The 20750-nt window shown below is 46.5% G+C and carries 19 protein-coding genes; 12 read left to right on the plus strand and 7 right to left on the minus strand.

Translation table 11 applies throughout. The annotated features are described in order from the left end of the window. Positions 1-191: 191 nt before the first annotated feature. Entirely contained in the window at positions 192-1313 is a 1122-nt protein-coding gene (locus K1Y79_RS20200; RefSeq protein WP_220252008.1) for an oxidoreductase, read from the minus strand. 97 nt (positions 1314-1410) lie between these two features. Beyond that, on the minus strand, positions 1411-2013 hold the full coding sequence (locus K1Y79_RS20205; RefSeq protein ID WP_220252009.1) for a Crp/Fnr family transcriptional regulator: 603 nt from the start codon (positions 2011-2013) through the stop codon (positions 1411-1413). A 147-nt stretch (positions 2014-2160) separates the two neighbouring features. Here K1Y79_RS20205 and K1Y79_RS20210 point away from each other — a divergent pair, with 147 nt between their 5' ends. The 9 genes from K1Y79_RS20210 to K1Y79_RS20250 all read left to right on the plus strand — a co-directional run bounded on the left by K1Y79_RS20210 (position 2161) and on the right by K1Y79_RS20250 (position 12322). Next, positions 2161-3096 (plus strand): bifunctional helix-turn-helix transcriptional regulator/GNAT family N-acetyltransferase, encoded by a 936-nt coding sequence (locus K1Y79_RS20210; RefSeq protein ID WP_220252010.1) that lies wholly within the window; start codon positions 2161-2163, stop codon positions 3094-3096. 324 nt (positions 3097-3420) lie between these two features. After that, positions 3421-5259 (plus strand): glycoside hydrolase family 76 protein, encoded by a 1839-nt coding sequence (locus K1Y79_RS20215; RefSeq protein ID WP_220252011.1) that lies wholly within the window; start codon positions 3421-3423, stop codon positions 5257-5259. A gap of 222 nt (positions 5260-5481) precedes the next feature. Then, complete coding sequence (locus K1Y79_RS20220) at positions 5482-6627, plus strand: CapA family protein (RefSeq protein WP_220252012.1); 1146 nt, start codon at positions 5482-5484, stop codon at positions 6625-6627. A 12-nt stretch (positions 6628-6639) separates the two neighbouring features. Continuing rightward, complete coding sequence (locus K1Y79_RS29165; RefSeq protein WP_220252013.1) at positions 6640-7341, plus strand: C40 family peptidase; 702 nt, start codon at positions 6640-6642, stop codon at positions 7339-7341. Between the two features lie 203 nt (positions 7342-7544). Continuing rightward, positions 7545-9182 carry an acyl-CoA carboxylase subunit beta gene (locus K1Y79_RS20230; RefSeq protein WP_220252014.1) on the plus strand — a complete coding sequence of 546 codons (1638 nt, stop codon included), beginning with the start codon at positions 7545-7547 and terminating at the stop codon, positions 9180-9182. 33 nt (positions 9183-9215) lie between these two features. Next, complete coding sequence (rnhA, locus tag K1Y79_RS20235) at positions 9216-9674, plus strand: ribonuclease HI (RefSeq protein WP_220252015.1); 459 nt, start codon at positions 9216-9218, stop codon at positions 9672-9674. 158 nt (positions 9675-9832) lie between these two features. Further along, entirely contained in the window at positions 9833-10384 is a 552-nt protein-coding gene (locus K1Y79_RS20240; RefSeq protein WP_220252016.1) for a YceI family protein, read from the plus strand. A 27-nt stretch (positions 10385-10411) separates the two neighbouring features. Further along, positions 10412-11434: an LLM class flavin-dependent oxidoreductase gene (locus tag K1Y79_RS20245; protein WP_220252017.1), complete on the plus strand. Its 1023-nt coding sequence runs from the start codon at positions 10412-10414 to the stop codon at positions 11432-11434. A gap of 249 nt (positions 11435-11683) precedes the next feature. After that, positions 11684-12322, plus strand: coding sequence for an START domain-containing protein (locus tag K1Y79_RS20250; RefSeq protein ID WP_220252018.1), 639 nt, complete (start codon positions 11684-11686; stop codon positions 12320-12322). Between the two features lie 55 nt (positions 12323-12377). Here the strand turns inward: K1Y79_RS20250 and K1Y79_RS20255 are convergent, their stop codons facing one another. After that, complete coding sequence (locus K1Y79_RS20255) at positions 12378-12872, minus strand: hypothetical protein (RefSeq protein ID WP_220252019.1); 495 nt, start codon at positions 12870-12872, stop codon at positions 12378-12380. 245 nt (positions 12873-13117) lie between these two features. Here K1Y79_RS20255 and K1Y79_RS20260 point away from each other — a divergent pair, with 245 nt between their 5' ends. From K1Y79_RS20260 to K1Y79_RS20270, 3 genes are all read left to right on the plus strand, one after another. Continuing rightward, positions 13118-14488 carry a rhamnogalacturonan acetylesterase gene (locus tag K1Y79_RS20260; RefSeq protein WP_220252020.1) on the plus strand — a complete coding sequence of 457 codons (1371 nt, stop codon included), beginning with the start codon at positions 13118-13120 and terminating at the stop codon, positions 14486-14488. A gap of 30 nt (positions 14489-14518) precedes the next feature. Further along, entirely contained in the window at positions 14519-15955 is a 1437-nt protein-coding gene (locus K1Y79_RS20265) for a glycoside hydrolase family 28 protein (protein ID WP_220252021.1), read from the plus strand. A 216-nt stretch (positions 15956-16171) separates the two neighbouring features. After that, a complete protein-coding gene (locus K1Y79_RS20270; protein ID WP_220252022.1) occupies positions 16172-16603 on the plus strand; it encodes a DoxX family protein in 432 nt (143 codons plus the stop codon). Between the two features lie 102 nt (positions 16604-16705). Here K1Y79_RS20270 and K1Y79_RS20275 read toward each other — a convergent pair whose 3' ends face one another. From K1Y79_RS20275 to fbaA, 4 genes are all read right to left on the minus strand, one after another. Next, the gene (locus K1Y79_RS20275; protein WP_220252023.1) at positions 16706-17842 is read right to left on the minus strand and encodes a hypothetical protein; all 1137 of its coding nucleotides are present in this window, start codon (positions 17840-17842) and stop codon (positions 16706-16708) included. 22 nt (positions 17843-17864) lie between these two features. Then, positions 17865-18302, minus strand: coding sequence for an SsrA-binding protein SmpB (gene smpB, locus K1Y79_RS20280; RefSeq protein WP_149698822.1), 438 nt, complete (start codon positions 18300-18302; stop codon positions 17865-17867). A gap of 213 nt (positions 18303-18515) precedes the next feature. Next, positions 18516-19364 carry an acetyl-CoA carboxylase, carboxyltransferase subunit beta gene (accD, locus tag K1Y79_RS20285; protein WP_220252024.1) on the minus strand — a complete coding sequence of 283 codons (849 nt, stop codon included), beginning with the start codon at positions 19362-19364 and terminating at the stop codon, positions 18516-18518. A gap of 210 nt (positions 19365-19574) precedes the next feature. Next, positions 19575-20642 (minus strand): class II fructose-bisphosphate aldolase, encoded by a 1068-nt coding sequence (gene fbaA, locus K1Y79_RS20290; protein ID WP_220252025.1) that lies wholly within the window; start codon positions 20640-20642, stop codon positions 19575-19577. Positions 20643-20750 lie beyond the last annotated feature (108 nt).

The raw sequence follows: 20750 nt of genomic DNA on the forward strand, positions 1-20750 counted from the left end.
GTTATTTGTTCATTGGGAACTCCTAGGTAGTAAACCAACGGTTTAGATAACCGGAGCCGTATGAAGGGAGATCTTCACGTACGGTTCTTACAGAATCTCAGGCTGAGATGCCTGGGTTTACTTACTAGTCTAAAGGTCTGTTTTACATAGGAATGGCAGTAAGTGAGAAGTATCACTTACTGCCATACTGTTTATATACCATATTGTGGCGTCTGCGCAGGTAGTTTCAGGCTGTCTTTGATCAGGCGTTTATCAAATGGTATGAGCGCTTCTCCGCGTGCTATTTTCTGTGGCAGATCAGGATTACTAATGGCCGCTTTCCCGATAGATACCATATCGGCCAGTTCACCCGACAGCATCGACGCAGCTAATGATACATTGTGCATTCCCCCATTGACAATGACAGGCCGGCCGGTCAGTCTTTTTGCAATACTATTGGAAGAGCGGCCATCAGCATACAATGATTCTCTGCCCCAATTACCACCTTCCGAAGCAATGTGAATATAGTCTGCGTTCAATTCATTGAGTATAGTAAATATGGCAGTCGCCGCCTCAGCGCCATTGGGCCATCGATAAGTAAGATCGTTAACCTTGCTTTCCGACAGCCGGACGCCGACAATAAAATCTGCAGGTACCACGGCTTTTATCTCCTGGTACACTTCCATCAGAAAACGCAGTCTGTTGCGGTCATTACCACCATAATTATCTGTTCTGGTGTTGGTATGGGGTGTGATAAACTGGTCAATCAGGTAACCATTGGCCGCGTGTATTTCCACACCGTCGAAGCCAGCAAGTACAGCCCGCTGGGCAGTAGCAATGAAACCTGCTTTAGCAGTAGCTAGTGTAGCTTCAGTCATTGCGGTGGGAAGGGGGAAGGCGCCTTTCAGGCCGCCGCGCTCTGTATTGCGTACACCTACCGGCTGCACTGCCGAAGGCGCTATAGTCTGATTTGTATGCTGTACCAATGCTCCACCGTGCATCAACTGTAGAATGATACGGGCTGTTTGTCCGGAGTTATCACGTCCGTTATGATGTACACTATCCGTAATATGTTTCCAACCCGCCAGTTGTGCATCGTTGACAAGTCCTGGCTGGTCATCGTCCGTACGACTGAAGTGTATATCCGTATAAGTACCTTCTGTGATAATCATGGCGAAGCCGCCGCGTGCAAAGGCTGCGTAATATGATGCCATTTCAGCGGTTGGTACACCATCAGCCGTGGCACTTCTGCGGGTCATGGGTGCTACAGCAAAGCGGTTTTTCAGTACCTGCGCGCCTATTTTAAGTGGTCGAAATAATAAGTCTTGTTCCATATAAAGAATGTTTTCTTGACTGGAACAAAGTTCATATACAGGAGGGCATTCGGACGTATAACTAATTTAATTTTGGTACTTAAACTTCTTTTATTACTTACTTTTTGTAAGCTTTTCTGATCTGACTGAGGAAGACAGGCGTTATCCCCAGAAAGGAAGCAATATGTTTCTGCGGTAGTCTTTGCTCAAGAGTAGGATATTTATTGATAAGCGCTTCATAACGTTGCGCACCGGTCATAGAGATAGCATTCAGAATACGTTGATCCTGCGATATCAGTGCCTGTTGATTAAGTATCCGCCAGAATCTTTCAAATGGAGGCGCTTCATCAAATAGTGTTTCAAGTCCTGCTTTGTCAATCTGAAGTACGGTGCAAGGTTCCAGTGCTACAATATTGATACTCGAAGGAATTTGCGGTATGAAGCTGGAAGAGTCTGATATCCACCAGTCTTCCATAGCGAAATGTAAAGTATGGTCATTCGCATCATCATCAACATAAAACGACCGTAGGAAACCATTGCAAACGTAACTTTCATATCTACAGACCTCTCCCTGTTGCAGCAGATATTGCCTGGGCAGTAATCTCCGTAAGGTCAGTAAACCGGTAAACCGCTCCTGCTGTTCTGCCGTAAGATTGATCCGTTGCTGTACATGACGAATAATCTGCTGATGTAGTGCTGATAGTGATCCGGGTACGGTCATATAAATAGCTTTATACCAAAAATAGAAAAACGTCGTCTTCTAATCTCAAGACTCTTAACATCTTAACACCCTGTTAGTAACTCTCTACGCCTTTTAATTGCTTTTGTCAAACAGATTTTTAACATTTGCGAAAAAAATTTAAGGGACATGTCAGTGAATCTTGAAGTGGTGCGGGAGGTTAGTGAATTTAACAATTATTACAATAGCCTGGCGGAGTTATTAAATAGGCACTTGGCAGACAACAACCTTTCTTTATCTGCACTTCGGGTATTAAGAAAGTTAAAGGAGGAAGAGGACCAGTGTACTGCTGGGAAACTGATTGCCAACCTGGGTATAGACGGTGGTTACCTCAGCCGCATCCTGAAGTCCTTTGAATCAAATCAGCTGATTTCCAAGCGTAAATCCAACCTGGATGGCCGTACCTGGTATCTCCAATTAACGTCTAAAGGATCCAGACTACTGGAAACGCTGGAAGAGGGGTCCGCTACACAGATCACTAAACTGTTGGAACCTGTTCCCGCAGAACAGCAGTTGGCACTGGCCGGCGCTATGAAAACAGTGCGTCACATTCTCTCTGATGACGCCCGGATTTCGCCTGAGGATATCACTTACAGACGCGACCTGCAACCAGGAGACGCCGGATTCATCATGCACATGCATGGTTCCCTGTATGCAAAAGAAGCAGGTTATAACCTGGAATTTGAAACACATACCTGCAAGACTTTTTACGAGTTCCTGGAAGCCTATAACTCTTCCAAAGACCAGGTATTCCTCGCAATGCATGGTAATCAGATCATTGGGTCAATTGCAGTACTAGGTCATTCCCGCTATGCTACTCAGTTGCGTTGGTTCCTGGTACATCCCGACTATAGAGGTATCGGTATCGGACAAAAACTGCTTACTGAAGCAATCAATGCTGCAAAAGAAAAGCTATTTCAGAAGATCTATCTCATTACAACCAGTCAGCAGGTAGCAGCTACTTCATTGTTTAAAAAGAACGGCTTCCGGAAATCAGGGGAGAAACACATGCCAATGTGGGGCTTACAGCTGACAGAAGAACGTTATGAGATCGACCTGGTCTAGGAAACGAGACATTTCTTGTTAACCCCCTTGCTTTATTTAAAATATTTGGATATTTTTATTTCGCTGTAGTTTTATCCAGGGTAGAATGTAGTTATCATACATAAAACCCTTGACAATGAAGTACCCATTTCTTCATTATTTCCCTTCCATTTACATATCATTGATTCGCCAGCCCAAGGGTATTGGCCACAACTTTGCATTCGCTGATCCGATCATCAGCCCGCAGTTCCGTATTCGCTCCATTCCACGGGAGCAGAAAACAAGTCCGCACACGTCCGGCAGTTTAATTATTCATTTATACTGATCCTTCAAAACCATTTCAACATGAGATCACTTCTACAAGTGGCCGTACTGCTGCTGTGTATGCAGTTCAGTTCATTCGGCCAGCTCGCAAATTTCAATTCCACGGCAGAGGCCCTGCAAACAAGTATGTACAATACTTTCGGAGTACCTAATGAGAATTACTGGTGGTGTTCCCATGGTGTACATGCATTACTGGACGGCTATACGCGTACCCGTTCCGAGACTTACAAAACCCGTATGAAAGCCCTATTGCTAGGTACTAAAGCCTTTAACGGCAACACTTACATTAACTACTTTTATGATGACATGGAGTGGATGGGCATTGCAACATTGCGTGCCTGGCATGAAACCGGCGATGTAGAGTATTACAATGTCGCTACCCAGTTATGGACTGACATCAAAGGTGGCTACACCAATGGTGCTATTGACTGGAATAAAGGCTGTGCAGGTTGTAAGAACTCCTGCTCTAATGCGCCAGCTATCATCCTTGGTGCAAGAATATACCAGGTCAATGGATCCGCTGCCGACCTGCAGCTGATCAAAGACATCTTTACCTTTATGAAAAACAATCTTGTTGATCCTTCAACAGGTGCAGTATGGGACGCTATCAACCTGAATACGGGCGTAACTAACAAAGACTGGATCTTTTCCTACAATGTAGGCACTTTTATAGGCGCAGGATGGGAGTTGTATAAAATAACCGGCGATACCTATTACCTGAATGAAGCCGTTAAGACAGCCAATTATGCACTCAGCCGCAATTCCAATGGAATGCTGTTTGCCAATGAGACAGGCGGTGGTGACGGCGGACTGTTCAAAGGTATCCTCATTCGTTATCTTTCAGAACTGGCAAGAGAGGGAAATATCCCAGCTACTACCAGAGCGGCTTATAATGAAGCTATCCGTTTTAACGCGCAGACACTGAAGACAAACGGTATAAACCCCTCTACAAATCTGGTCGGTACTATCTGGTCACAACAGCCTTCAGGTAGTACAGACTATGCCACACAGCTGAGTGGGGTGATGCTCATAGAGGCAGCAGCCCTGCTGGACCAGTCTTTCTTTTATAAGGATATCAACTATGGTGGTAGTTACCGTGGTTTAGGCGTAGGTAGCTACAATACTGCTGCATTAATAGCCCGAGGTATCAATAACAACGATGTAACCGGTTATGCTATTCCAGCTGGTTTCCAGGCTACGTTATATAAGAACGATAACTTCACTGGCGACAACATTACCGTGAGCGGTAACAGTGCCTGGATTGGAGGAGCCTGGAATGATAGCGTCTCCTCTATTATCGTTCGGTACACAACGGGAGCTTCACTTTTTAAGGATTGCAACTATACAGGTGCAGTGGTAAGTCTGCCGGCAGGTAACTACACGCTTGCACAGCTACAGTCCCGGGGCGTCTTGAATGAAGACCTCTCTTCGCTGAGGGTCAGCAGTGGTTATCAGGTAATTCTGTATGAAAACGATAATTTCTCAGGCACCTCGGTTACTGTGAATAGTGATAACAGCTGTCTGGTAGCCCAGAATTTCAATGATAAAACAACCTCTCTGCGGATTATAGCTACCGGTGCTGCGCCGGCGGCTGTTACAACGGCAATGACCACAGCGAAAAGCAACAGTCTGCTAACCGGCGTAACACTTTACCCTAACCCCGCTGGTAACACGTTGTATTTCAAGGCAGGTGTTAACCTTACTGGTGCAGATGTGGCCATTGTTGATATGTCCGGAAGGGTAGTCCTGCGTAACAGGCTGACTACTAATAATCTGAATGTTTCTAGTCTTGCCAGCGGCGTTTATTGGATAACGATAGTGAAAGAAGGTAAAAAAAGTACTATTTCTTTTGTGAAATAAGTGCCTGTAAAAGAATTATCTATCATCAGAAGGCCGGAATGCTGCGCGCATTACCGGCCTTCGGCTTGTATAATCCAACCGGATTGATGTATATTTGAGGCCATAAAACCTCAAAGGGACTGTTCGTGAATGTAAAGTGTAGACATGTTTTTTAATGTTCCCCCAGGAATGATATTATACACTCTAAGAGACTGGATTTCATTTTAATATATTAGTTACTGTATGCCGAAAGTTGCCGCAAAGAGCATTTATTTGTATTCTTTCAATATTGTCATTTTCCTTTTGTTGATTCCTGTGTTCACACGAGACACAAGAAACAATCATCCACTGCGTCCAAGAAGATCTGCCGTCAGTTACAATCACTTACAACAGGATACTATCCTGCCACAGGTACCTGTTGTAGATACCTTGCCCGACACCATCAGTTTTTCTATTGTAGGAGATCTTATGGTCGGCTCTTCCTACCCGGCAGTGTCTTTCTTACCAAAGGAGGAAGAAGGTAATATCCTGCAATATGCAATGCCGGTTTTACTACAAACAGATCTCAGGATCGGTAACCTGGAAAGTGCCGTTTCAGACAGCGCCAAGGTGTTCAAAAACTGTGGTACGTCTCAGTGCTACGCGTTCCGTACACCCTACAAACAGGCCATGTGGTACAAAGAGGCAGGATTTGAATACCTCAACCTGGCTAACAACCACTCTTTTGATTTTGGCATGAAGGGGGTGAAACATACCATAGGTTTTCTTGATAGCGTCAATATTAAAACCAGCGGTGTACCCCAGCGCCGGTTCGACACCTTGACTGTTCGGGGTACTACCATCGGATTCGTGTCTTTCGCTCCTCATAGTAATTGCCTGGATCTGAATAACGATACCCTCATACAGGCGACCATAGCAGAGGTACGTCCGCTTTGTGACCTGCTTGTTGTGTTCTTCCACGGTGGAGGCGAAGGCGCTTCCCGTATACATACGCCTAAAGGCAGGGAGTTCTTTTTAGGACAGAACAGAGGAGATGTAAGGCATTTTGCTCATATGTGCATTCGGGAGGGGGCAGACCTAGTAGTAGGTTCCGGCCCTCATGTGGTAAGAGGAATGGAGGTATATAAAGGTAAGCTAGTGGCTTACAGTTTGGGAAATTTTGCAACTTATCATCAATTCAATCTAAAATATCCCAATAATATTGCACCTTTGCTGCGGTTAAAAATCACCAGTCAGGGAAACCTGGTCGAGCATAAAGTGTTTTCCTACCTTCAGGAGGGGGAAGGGATACCTAAACCGGATACAACGTTGAAAGCTTTCAAAATGATCCGTTCTTTATCAATAGAGGATTTTGGATTCTCTGGGGTAGAAGCGGGGACCTTTGACTAAAACCATGTTACTGTGAAGAAGTTATTGCCGATAATCATATCTGTTGCCAGCATTACAACCGTTGCGGCACAAGTAAAAAAGAAACCAGTTAAACACGCGCCTGCGAAAAAGCATACTACTGCTTACCATAAAAAAGCGACTACCCATAAGACAAAGGTAGTGGCTCCTAAAAAGGTGGTTACGCCACCCCCGATGCCAGACAGTTTGTACTTTCCAAACTCTGAAATCACACTCAATACCTACGATACCTCCGGTCTCAGAAGCAATATCAAACAGCTACTGGCTGTTCTGGAATCGGAGCTGGGCAAACCTTACGTACGTGGCGCTATCGGGCCAATGGGCTTTGACTGCAGCGGGTTGATCAAATTCGGGTTCTCTTTCATAGGAATGACCCTGCCCCGTACAGCTGCCGATATGAGTACCATCGGTAACCTCATTACGGCCTCCGACTGGAGCCCCGGCGACCTGCTGTTTTTCACAGGCCGTAATAATAAGTCGAAGATCAAAAGGATTGCACATGTGGGCTGCGTCTACAAGGTAGACAACGGCAAGGTATTGATGATTCATTCCAGTAACCAGGGCGTTAATATCGTAGATGTCACTAATAGTGAGTACTACAAGAAACGCCTGATCGCCGCTAAACGGGTGATCGAGGTGGATTCTACTAACACAGTCATCCCCATGTCCAAAGAGGGCATCATTACCGACTTCTAGGTTTTCTTCTACTATGCTATCTTACTAAAGGTCATAGCCATGACCAGTAACTTAATATTGCCTCGCCGGATCTGTATATACCAGGTCCGGCGAGTGTGCTTTATCCGCCTGTTAGCAAAAAATCATCCCACTGTGATATTACAGACTGTTTTTCCTTATTTTTAGTTGTGGCCATTAAAAAGCCCCGAACCAAAAACAATCATATGGATGCACAGCAACTGGACATGAACCGGAACGAAGATGCGATGCGCAGATCTCTAAGCACGCTCAGACAACGCCTCTCCGTCATAGAACAGGGAGGAGGTAAAAAGAACCTCGAGAAAGTGCGGCAGAAAGGTAAGTTGACCCCACGAGAAAGAATTGCGTATCTGCTCGACAAAGACACCCCCTTCACTGAAATCGGCGCTTTCGCCGCTTATGACATGTATGCCGAACATGGTGGTTGCCCCGCTGCCGGTACTGTCGGTGGTATTGGTTATATCAGCGGCCGCCAGTGTATGATCGTTGCCAACGATATGACCGTGAAAGCCGGTGCCTGGTTCCCGCTGACAGGCAAGAAAAACCTTCGCCTGCAGGAAATTGCCATGGAGAACAGGCTTCCCGTTATTTATCTGGTTGACAGCGCTGGCGTATACTTGCCAATGCAGGATGAAATATTCCCTGATAAAGAGCATTTTGGACGCATATTTCGTAATAATGCGCGTATGAGCGCTATGGGTATCACCCAGATCGCGGCGGTAATGGGTAGCTGTGTTGCCGGTGGAGCATACCTGCCTATCATGAGTGATGAAGTGCTGATGGTCAATGGCAACGGTTCCATCTTCCTGGCTGGTCCCTACCTGGTAAAAGCTGCTATCGGTGAAACTGCAGATGCTGAGACCCTGGGCGGTGCGGTTACTCATACCGAGATTTCTGGTATTGCAGATTATAAATTTGATTCCGACGAAGAATGTCTTGATCACATCAAGAAAATTGTCAGTAAAATCGGCGATCCTGTCTCCGCAGGATTCAACCGTATTGCTCCTGCTGCGCCGGAAATTGATCCTGCTACGCTGTATAACGTTGTTCCTGAAGACAGTACACGCCCCTACGATATGCTCGAAATCATACACCGGCTGGTAGATCGCTCTGAGTTTGACCAGTATAAGGAAGATTACGGCAAGACTATTCTCTGCGGTTACGCTCGTATCGACGGATGGGCGGTAGGTATTGTTGCTAACCAGCGAAAAATGGTAAAAAGCAAGAAAGGTGAAATGCAGATGGGCGGTGTTATCTACAATGACAGCGCTGACAAAGCGGCCCGCTTTATTATGAACTGTAACCAGAAAAAGATTCCGCTGGTATTCCTGCAGGATGTTACGGGCTTTATGGTGGGTAGCCGTAGCGAACATGCGGGTATTATCAAAGACGGCGCTAAACTGGTGAACGCCGTGGCTAACTCTGTTGTGCCTAAATTTACCGTGATCGTTGGTAACTCTTACGGCGCTGGCAACTATGCTATGTGTGGTAAAGCTTACGATCCTCGGTTTATCTATGCATGGCCTAACGCAAAGATGGCAGTGATGGGCGGTGAACAGGCAGCTAAGACATTGTTGCAGATCCAGGTAGCCTCACTCAAGGCCAAGGGTGAGGAGATCACGCCGGAAGCAGAAAGCCGCCTGCTGAAAGAAATTACTGACCGTTACAACAGCCAGACTACACCATACTATGCCGCTGCACGCCTCTGGGTAGACGAAATCATAGACCCGCTGGATACACGCCGTATCCTGTCTGAAAGTATCGCGGCCGCCAATAATGCGCCTGTAGAAGATAGCTTCAGCCTCGGTGTATTCCAGGTGTAAATCCTTAGCGGGTAATCCTTATCTTTGCCCGCTATGTCAGAAGTCATTATTTACACGGACGGTTCTTCACGCGGTAACCCGGGCCCTGGAGGCTATGGTGTGATCCTTATGTGGAATAACGTTCGCAAGGAACTTTCGCAGGGATATCGCCTTACTACCAATAACCGTATGGAACTGCTTGCCGTTATTGTAGCCCTGGAAGCACTGAAAAGAGACGGACTGCAGGTCAAGATCTTTACAGACAGTCAATATGTAGTCAATAGCGTTGAAAAAGGCTGGTTATGGGGGTGGGTGAAAACCGGCTTCAAAGACAAAAAGAACAAGGATCTCTGGCAACGCTTTATACCCGCTTTTAAAAAGCATCAGGTGAAATTCAACTGGGTCAAAGGCCATTCCACCAATCCGATGAACAACCGTTGCGATGAACTGGCTACACAGGCAGCTGATAGTCGCAATTGGCTGGAAGATGTCGGTTTTGAAGGAGGAGACTGATAAGATACATTACTTTATTGCACGGGGCCGTCCATATAGGACGGCCCTTTTTGCTGTAAAACGAAATTTGTCCACCATTATCACATTTTTATCCATTATTAAATTTCTAATGTAACTTACTTTTACAGTATCAGATAAAGCCTAAAACGAATAAATATATGACACACTGGAAGATTGATGCATCACACAGCGAAATTGGATTCAAAGTTAAACACCTGATGATTACCAACGTAAGCGGCTACTTTACCGAATTCTCTGGTATGATTCACAACGAAAGCGCAGATTTTCACGACGCGACGATCACTTTTGAAGCAGTTACAGCTAGTATCACTACCAACAACAAACAAAGGGATGAACACCTGAAAGGAGATGATTTCTTTGATACTGCACATCACCCGAAAATCAGCTTCGTATCTAAAAAAGTAAAGAAGATCACCGACGAAGATTACAAACTGATAGGCGATCTTACCATCAAAGGTCATACACACAGTATTGAACTGGAAGTGACCCGCCATGGCGCTGTGACAGACCCTTACGGACAGGAAAAAGAAGGCTTTTCCATCAAAGGACGCCTGCACCGTGCAGACTATGGTCTGCGCTGGAACGCGGCCACCGAAGCTGGTAGCATTGTGTTGAGTGACGAAGTAAAGCTGTTGATGGAAGTACAGGTAGTAAAAGTACCAGCACAGGAGCTGGTGGGTGCAAACTGACTCGTGCAGTGAACCCGTTATAACTATATGGAAATTGGAATAGACAGTTTTGCGGCAAGGTTCAGTGATAACGCTGCCGCTGCGTTAAGTGACCGGGACGCCATGTTCCAGTTGCTCGAAAGAATGGAACATGCTGATCGTGCTGACCTGGACGTATTCGGCATCGGAGAACATCATAGGAAAGGTTTCCTGGATTCAGCGCCTTCTCATATACTGGCAGCTGCTGCATCCCGTACCAAGAAGATCAAGCTGGCCAGCGCAGTAACTGTGCTGAGTGCCATAGATCCGGTACGTGCCTTTCAGAACTTTGCGACACTGGATCTGATCTCTGACGGTCGCGCAGAAATGGTAGTTGGCCGTGGCTCATTCACCGATGCTTTCCCGTTATTCGGATACAAGCTGGATGACTATGATGACCTCTTCACCGAAAAACTCGACCTGCTGCTCCGTATCAGAGATGAGGAATTTGTTACCTGGTCCGGTAAGTTCCGGCCCGCTATGAAAAATCAGCCGGTATACCCCAGACCATTGCAGGAAAAACTGCCCATCTGGCTCGGGGTAGGTGGCACGCCACAGTCTTTTGTACGCGCAGGCGCATTAGGACTGCCGCTGATGGTAGCTATCATAGGAGGGGAAACACACCGTTTCCGTCCACTGGTAGACCTGTACCGCGAAGCCGGCCGCAAGGCTGGTCACGCTCCGGAAAAGCTTACCGTCGGACTGCACTCCCTTGGATACGTCGGAAAAACTACCGGCGAAGCTATCGATGACTTCTACCCAGGTTATGCTGCCAGTATGACCAAGATCGGGAAAGAACGTGGATGGCCTCCAATGACGAAACAACAGTTCCTGGCACAGGCAGGGCCCACTGGCGCGTTGCTGGTAGGTAGCCCGGAAGAAGTGGCTGATAAGATCCTGCGACATGCTGCCGCATTAGGCGGTGTATCCAGACTTACCTTCCAGATGGATTCGGCAGAGGTTCCCCATGATAAACTCATGCGGGCTATTGACCTCATTGGTGCCAAGGTCAAACCTTTAGTAAACGCATAAAGAAAAAAGGGTGTATCTACTATCAGATACGCCCTTTTCTGCTTAATAGCAGCTACCTCCGCAATAAGAATTACCGGCGTACAAATCCGCTGACGCTCCTTATTGCCTGATAAACAATCTGCTAGTAACCAGGAGCTTAATGCTACACCAAGGACCAAAATCACGGTTTTTAGTGTATTATCCCATCATTTGCATTTATTGTCGTCGCAGTTCGGTAGTTTTGTGACGGATTTCAACCTGTAGACGAACATGAAGAACTTACTGATTACCGGCATGGCCCTGCTATTCAGCCTGATGAGTTACGGACAGCCCACATGGACACTTAAGCATAATAAAGATGGTATACAGATCTATACCAAAACTATAGAGAACTCTGACTATAAGGGAATCAAAGTAAAATGCTCACTGCCAGCTACATTGACCCAGTTTACCGCCGTAATTATGGATGTAAATACAGCAGGAGAATGGCTGTATGCTACTAAATCAAGCACTTTACTCAAACAGGTTTCGCCAACTGATGTATATTACTACTCAGAGGTTGGCCTGCCCTGGCCGCTCAGCAACAGGGACTTTATTTGCCACCTGACTGCCAGTCAGGACCCTCGCACAAAGGTGGTAACGATAGACGGCCCCGTAGTGCCTAACTACATGCCTGAAAAAGAAGGCATTGTACGCGTAACGCATTCCTCAGGCAAATGGGTCATTACGCCCGCCGGTAGCCAGATAAATATCGAATATACACTCGAAGCCGACCCGGGTGGTAGCCTCCCTGCCTGGATGGTGAACCTGTTCGTTACCAAAGGGCCAATGGAGTCATTCAAAAAATTAAAGGTGCAGGTAAATAAGCCGGAGTATAGGAAAGCACAATATGCGCTGATTAAAAACTGATTATTCAATTAGCAGATAATGATAAGAAGGCCTTCCATGAGGGCCTTTTTTGATGCTACTTCCTTCCCACAATCTTCCCGGTATAACTACCTGTAACTGGCTTACCGGCAACAATGATGTCAAATCCGACAGTAAATATCTCTTCCTTCCTGGTTACATTAACGTTACCTGCTGTCACGCCAGCAATACCACGGCCTTGACCAAAGACGCCACTGGGTGTATAGGTGATCAAAGCGTCAAAGAAGTTCTTCTTTTTGTCATAAGTGGCGTCGTTATGCCTCCTATAAGTGAAAGTATTGGAAAAGTACAGGCTGTCAATCGCAATCTCAATGGAGTTCACTATATAATCCGGCGCTTGTGGCAGATTGGCAATCCTTAGACCGTTCCTACCCGACCAATCGGCATAGTCTGCCATATAGGTCTTACCATCTATTGTAAAAGAGCCGCCTGTTGTTGCTACGGGATCTGGCGTCGGCTCCTCATCGGTCCCCTTCTTGCAGGCACCGGCAAATAATATTAGGGAAAGCAGCAGTAGCGCTATTCTTCTCATAGGTTATACGGTTTGTACGCTTACCTGTCGGGATAAATTTTCAGGCGCAAATATATGGTGCTTTGTCTGATATTAGTAATTCCAGATTGTGTTAATCATCAACGAAGCAGTCTGCACCCACCGCTTGCTATCCAGGCTGTCTAATATTCGATAGATTGCTTCTGCATGTATATCGACTGGTTATGTAAGGACTCAAGGTTCATTTATGCAAACGTTTGCTTAAAAAACTTGTTTTTCTGCATCAAATGGGCTATCATCGTACCACACGTTCCGGAAAACAGTCAACCATTGCTGCCACTTATTCTCTGCTGATGAAACCCATACACTCTACCTTAATACCGTTTCTGCTGCTGGCTGTATCGTCTTTGTACGCTCAGGATACCTGCCTTTTTGACTTCAGTAACACGCTCAGATCTGCCGGCTACACGCCTGTCACCGCCGCCAGTCAGTATAATGGCAGGTTTGGTTTTGATATGGGAACCGGTGGCAGATTTATTCCCGGCAAAGGACGGCAGCGCGGAGCCTTTACTACAGACAGCGCCTGTTACTTCTCCATTGCAGTGCCGGAGGGAAACTACCAGGTAACCGCTGTGCTGGGAAGCCACCAACATGCCGGCGCTACACTGATAAAGGCCGAATCCCGCCGCCTGGCGGTCAACACCGTCAAGACTGCAAAAGGGGAGACCAAGACGGTTAGTTTTATCGTCAACGTGCGTTCCCCCCGGATCTCTTCCAATACACAGGTGAAGCTGAAACCACGTGAACATGGTAAGCTGGATTGGGATGATAAACTCACCCTCGAGTTCTCCGGACCACAGCCTTGCATCAGTCAGTTGAAAATAGAAAAAGTGTCCGGCCAGATCACCGTCTTCCTGGCGGGTAATTCTACTGTTGTTGACCAGGAAGAAGAGCCCTGGGCTGCCTGGGGACAAATGATCCCCTGCTTCTTTAAGCCAGGTGTGTCCATCGCTAATCATGCTGAGTCAGGACTAACGCTCGGCAGTTTTCTAAATAGTGGCCGGCTGGAAAAGATATTGAGCGTCGCGCAACGGGGCGACTACCTGTTTATAGAATTTGGTCACAACGATCAGAAGGAAAAAGGACCCGGCGACGGTGCCTATTATTCCTATACAGAAAGGCTAAAGTTGTTCGTCCATAAAGCCCGTGAGAAAGGCGTTCTTCCCGTCATCGTCACTTCTACCGCCCGCCGGTCTTTTGACGCAGCAGGCAGATCTCAGAACACCCTGGGAGATTATCCCGACGCTGCCAGGAAAGTGGCGGCGGCCGAAAATATACCGCTTATCGACCTGAACACAATGACAACCACCCTGTACGATGCATTAGGTGTAGAAGCATCGAAGAAAGCGCTGGTTCACTATCCGGCAAATACATTTCCTGGACAGAATAAGCCGCTGCAGGACAATACCCATTTCAATACCTATGGGGCCTATGAACTGGCTAAGTGTGTGGTAGCCGGTATCAGGTTGAACAAATTACCCCTTGCTGCATATCTGGCCGACATGCCCAATTTTGACCCTGCCCATCCTGACGATCCGGACGGCTTTTACTGGCCACTCAGCCCTAAAAGGTCGGTCACGAAACCAGATGGTAACTAATTTTCTCAATCCATACTTCAAAGACGTTATATGAAAGCTGCTGTTATTCTTGCCGCCCTGCTCTCTGGTATCCTGACGCATTTTCTGCCAGAGGTACCGGCTACCAGTAAGCCCATCGTTGCTGCTGACGAAGAACCTGCCTGGGTCAGACAGACCGGAGCCAAACAGTTTCCAGCTGGGAAAAAGACCTTTTGGGTGAATAATTATCTGGCTGACAGTACAGGCGGTTCCCTTACGACTACTGCCATACAGGCAACTATAGATGCTTGTGCCCGCGCTGGCGGAGGTATGGTACGTTTTAAACCGGGTAAGTACCTCACTGGTTCCATTTTTATTAAGTCAGGTGTACTACTACAGGTAGATGAAGGAGTAGAGATAGCAGGCAGTCAGGACATACGCGACTATCCCGAAATAGATACCCGTGTGGCCGGTATTGAAATGAAATGGCCCGCCGCCCTCATTAATATTATCGGGCAGCAAAAGGCGGGTATAGCGGGTAAAGGACTTATTAATGCGCAGGGTAAACCTTTCTGGGACATCTATTGGAAAATGCGGAAAGAATATGAACCCAAAGGCCTCCGCTGGATCGTTGACTATGACGCTAAACGGCCACGGACATTACTGGTAGCAAATGCAGCACATATTACCATCAGGGACGTTACGCTGCAGCAGGCTGGCTTCTGGACGGTACAGCTGCTCTATTCCAGCCATATCACCGTTGATGGTATTATTATCAGGAATAATGTAGACGGCCACGGACCATCTACTGATGGTATAGATATCGATTCTTCCACTTATGTGCTGATCGAAAACTGTGATATTGACTGTAATGATGATAACTTCTGCCTCAAGGCTGGCAGAGACTGGGACGGTCTCAGCGTAGCCAGACCAACAGCGTATGTAGTTATCCGACATTGCCTGGCACGTGCCGGTGCGGGCATTATTACGCTTGGTAGTGAAACATCTGGCAGTATAAGGCATGTAATAGCAAGTGATTTGACCGGCAATGGAACCAGTAACGGACTGAATATAAAATCTGCCGTCACCCGAGGCGGTACAATCGAGGATATCCACTTCAAACGTGTCGTGATGAAAAAAGTACGTACCGCTTTTCAGTTTACTATGAACTGGAACCCGACCTATAGCTATTCTTCGCTACCCGAAAACTACCGCTACGACAGCATACCTGTGCACTGGAAAAAACTGCTGACAAAAGTAGAACCTGCGCAAAGAGGTATCCCCATATTCAAAGACGTATACATCTCTGATATTACGTTAGATAGTGTGAAAACGGTTATCCACGCAGTAGGGTTGGAGCAGTCTCCGCTCAGCAACTTCCACTTCGAGGGTATAAAGGGTAGTGCAGCTACTGCCGGCAATGTCAGGTATGTACGTGGATGGGAGTGGAAGGGCAATGATATTGCTACCGCAGATAAGACCCAACTGACGCCGGCGTCTTTTCAATAGCCAGCTCCTGACAAGTGCCTGGTTTAACCTGGCCGATCGTGGCGCTGACCGAAGTAACCGGCGGGCACCGTGCAGCCACCCTGAGCACCAATAATTGATGGTGCATGCCATTGCGTTGGTGCAAATATTGCACTGCTGGCAGGATATAGATATCGCTTCCGGCGATAAAGACACACATGGGCCGGCGCATGCTTTATCTGTTCAAAACTTAAAACAATGAAAACCGTCAGAACAAGTCTCACACAAAACATTTTCCGGGTTATTTTAGGGCTGTTTATGATACTGGCAGCCGTCGGGCATCTCACCTTTCAGCGCGCAGAGTTCCAGGCCCAGGTACCTGACTGGGTACCTTTGAACAAAGATCTTGTGGTGATCCTTTCAGGCATAGCAGAGCTGGTCCTGGGATTATCCATGGTATTCCTGGCTAAACATAAGGTCACCGTAGGGATTGTCCTGGCGCTATTCTATGTAGCGATATTTCCCGGCAATATTGCCCAATATGTGAACCACCGGGACGCTTTCGGACTCAATACCGATCAGGCAAGACTAATCCGCCTGTTTTTCCAGCCGGTGCTGATATTGTGGGCGTTATGGTCTACAGGCGCGTTGCAATATCTGCGACAAAGGAATAAGGTGGCTACCCGTTAGAATGGTCCAATGTACTATCATCCGGTATACTACGGATATCCAAAGAAAAAGGCTTACGTCCCCGGGACATAAGCCTTTTTCTTTACAGGTCAGCTATGGCTGTTACATGTTATTATACAGTTGCTGCATTTCATTTGTCATCTGATCGTAGATGGGCTTTGTGAACTGCATGAATAGTTCCTGTGGCGGCGGCGGTGGAATATCCTCGCCACCCATCAGGGCTTTGTCTTCATCACTCAGCGCACGCTCATCTCCTTTATAGAAACCCCACTGGTTCATCCAGGTGAAGCTGCCCGGTAGCCTGTCCGTGCGGATAATATTACCGTTCATTGCATCCAGCAGCTGGTAATCCAGCACACCTTTGGAAATGACGGTGGCTTTGTTAACATACACCTTTGCTTTGACGGTCGCATAACGTTTGATCGTTGGCTTACCGGTACTGTCTTTTACGGTGGCTACCACTACTTCCCTTGAAACGTCTCTCTCTGAGCGGTCTACGTAAGTCTGGCCTACCACGAAATCATAAAAGCGCATTTCCAGGTATTGGTCTGCGGGTATACGATTTGCCTTGGCAATACGTTCATCTGTGAATTGCACAAAGCGGTTTATATTGCGTTGCTGCAGGTTTCTGATCAGCACCTCGCGGAACTGGTCTGCGCTGAACTGAAAATAGGGGGAGCGTACGTCTATGTGGCGGATCACTACATTTATCAATCCACGCTGGAAGGCTTCTTCCCTGAGCTGTGCCGCATTGCGATAGTTGGGGATGAGGCTCAACGCGGCCTGAAATTCTTCATATGCTTGTCTGGCGGCCCCTTTATCTCCCTGATCCAGCAGGGAAGTACCCCTGTCGTATCTTACCTGTGCTGCATTCTCTTGCGCGCCGCTGATGGCATTGCGATAGTCTTTCGGTGTTACGATTGACCTGGCGGCGGGCGACGCATTGATGACATCATACAGTCTTTGCAGGCTGCGGTACTCCGTACGTACATATTCCCATTTCAGCGGGTCATTAGAGGTAAGGTAGCCATTGACTTTATCTTCATGCTGCCGTTGGGCATGTGCATAGGCATCAGGTAAGAGTTGCAGCGCTGTAGTGTAAGAAGGCTTTTTCTGCAGTTTCTTTACAAATAAGGTAACAGCTTCGTCGTAACGTCCTTTGTTGTACGACTTTTCGCCTGATTTACAGGAAAGGATAAATAGGATAGGGGCGATCAGCCACCAGAAACGGTTTTGCATATACTCGATCGTGTATTTTTACTTATTTCAGGAATCTTCTGATCTCCCTGTCCGTTTCACGTTGCTTGATGCTTTCTCGCTTATCATGCAGCTTTTTACCTTTACCCAGACCGATCTCTATTTTGGCCAGGCTCTTATCGGTAATGAAGATGCGCAAAGGAATAATGCTGTAGCCTTTTTCCTTTATTTTGTTTTCAAGTTTTCTAAGTTCACGCTTGGTTAGCAGTAACTTACGTTCACGAAGGGGATCATGATTAGCATAGGTGCCGTGTGAATACTCGGCGATATGCAGGCTTTTAACAAACAATTCTCCTTTAGAAAAATAGCAGAATGAATCGTTGAAGCTCACGCGGCTGCCACGGATTGATTTGATCTCCGTTCCTGTCAACACCATGCCGGCGATATACTTATCCTCTATTGCGTACTCGAAATATGCCGATCTGTTCTTGAGTTCTGCCATGGAAGAAATAATTGGGAATTAGGAATTTAGAATAAAAATTTACTACGTAGGAATGGACGTAATAGTATTGATTCCAATCCCTAAACCATTGCTTTTGTGGTTAAATTTGAATAATGAGTAATGAAAAATTAGGAATTAAGTATTAAAGATTAATAACCAGCTACTGCGCTGAATTGCTAATCCCTAATTCCTAATTCCTAATTGATTTGTCAGTTAGTTTTTAAATAACTCCAATAATAGCGCCAGTCGCTGCTTCATTTCCTTACGGTCAATGATCAGGTCCAGGAATCCGTGTTCCAGCAGGAACTCGGCACTCTGAAAACCTTCCGGCAGGTCTTTCTTGATAGTTTCTTTAATAACGCGCGGACCGGCAAATCCGATCAGAGCCTTAGGTTCCGCGATGTTCAGATCACCCAGCATAGCGAAGGAAGCTGTTACTCCACCCGTAGTCGGATCTGTCATCAGGGATATATATGGCAGTTTTGCTTCTGCCAGCTGCGTAAGTTTTGCGGAAGTCTTAGCCATCTGCATCAGGGAAAATGCGCTTTCCATCATACGGGCGCCACCTGATTTGGAGATGACCATCAACGGCATCTTGTGTGCAATGCAATGGTCAATGGCACGGGCGATTTTCTCACCTACCACTGAACCCATGGAACCACCAATAAAGGCGAAATCCATACAGGCAACTACCAGGTCATTACCCTGTACTTTACCTGCACCTACACGCATGGCGTCTTTCAGTCCGGACTTCTTCTGCGCTTCAATCAGCCTTGCACCATATGGTTTCAGGTCCTTGAAGCCAAGGAAGTCTTTCGGATAGATGTTGCCAAACAGCTCTTCGAACTCATTGTTATCAAACAGAATTTCGAAGTACTCTGCCGAATTGATGCGATTGTGGTAATTACACTTGTCGCATACATAAAAGTGCTCTTTCAGATCTTTTACTGTAGAGGTTTTTTTGCAGTTAGGACATTTGTGCCACAACCCATCCGGCGCTTCTTTCTTCTCACTTGTAGACGTTTGAATGCCTTGTTTAATGCGCTTAAACCAGCTTGACATATTGTGCTATTAGGTTACAAAATAGTTGTGCAAGATACAAATTATATTAACTTCCAAACTATGCGATGGCTATAATTATAATTAAAGTATTTGGCAACCAATAATTTGACTGGAAAGATATATATATAAGTGATATAATAAAAATGCAGTAGCAAAAAAAATCCCCAGGAATGACTTCCTGGGGATGAATGCGATGTCCCGCTTCGGGAATTAAGCGTTTCTGTTCAGACAGTTCAAGTCACCGAAAGCTTCTTCCAGGCGTTTTACAAAGGTTTCTTCACCTTTGCGCAGCCATACGCGTGGATCATAGTATTTTTTATTTGGCTTATCTGCACCTTCTGGGTTACCCAGCTGCGCCTGCAGATAGTCTTTCTTCGCTTCGTAGAAGTCATGAATACCTTCCCAGAATGCCCACTGCATATCTGTATCGATGTTCATCTTGATTACACCGTAACCCAGAGATTCAGCAATCTGGTTCTTAGGAGAACCGGAACCGCCATGGAATACGTAGTAAATAGGTTTCGGAGCAGTACCGAGCTTCTGCTGTACAAATTCCTGGCTGTTGTGCAGGATGATAGGACGCAGTTCTACGTTACCTGGGCTGTATACGCCATGTACGTTACCAAAAGCAGCTGCGATCGTGAAACGCTTACCTACTTTAGACAGGGTATCATATGCATAGAATACTTCCTCAGGCTGTGTGTACAGCTTGTCGTTTTCAACACCAGAGTTGTCAACGCCATCTTCTTCACCACCAGTTACGCCCAGCTCGATTTCGATGGACATACCCAGCTTATTCATTCTTTCGAAGTATTTCAGGGAAGTTTCAATATTCTCTTGAATTGGCTCTTCGGAAAGGTCCAGCATGTGGGAACTGAACAGTGGCTGACCAGTCTGTTTCATGAACACTTCACCCGCATCCAGCAAACCATCAATCCATGGCAGCCATTTCTTAGCAGCGTGGTCGGTGTGCAGCACTACAGGAACACCGTAGTACTTCGCTACCTCGTGTACATGTTTTGCACCAGAGATCGCACCAGCAATATTTGCCTGCAGCTTGTCATTCGGCATTCCTTTACCGGCAAAGAACTGTGCACCGCCATTGGAAAACTGAATAATTACAGGTGAATTTACTTTGGCAGCGGTTTCCAGTACTGCGTTTACGGAATTGGTACCCACCACGTTAACGGCAGGCATTGCGAATGCATTACTCTTGGCATCATTGTACAGCGCTTCCAGCTCATCGCCGAATAACACGCCAGCTCTGTATTTTCCCATAGCTTTCGGATTGTTTTACATTTAAGGTTGGCAAATATAAGTACTAAAGATTAACTATTATAGCACATTTGCGAATTATCTATAACGAATTACGAATTAAAATGCCAT

Source organism: Chitinophaga rhizophila, from assembly GCF_019492185.1.
GTDB classification, from domain to species: Bacteria; Bacteroidota; Bacteroidia; order Chitinophagales; family Chitinophagaceae; genus Chitinophaga; species Chitinophaga rhizophila.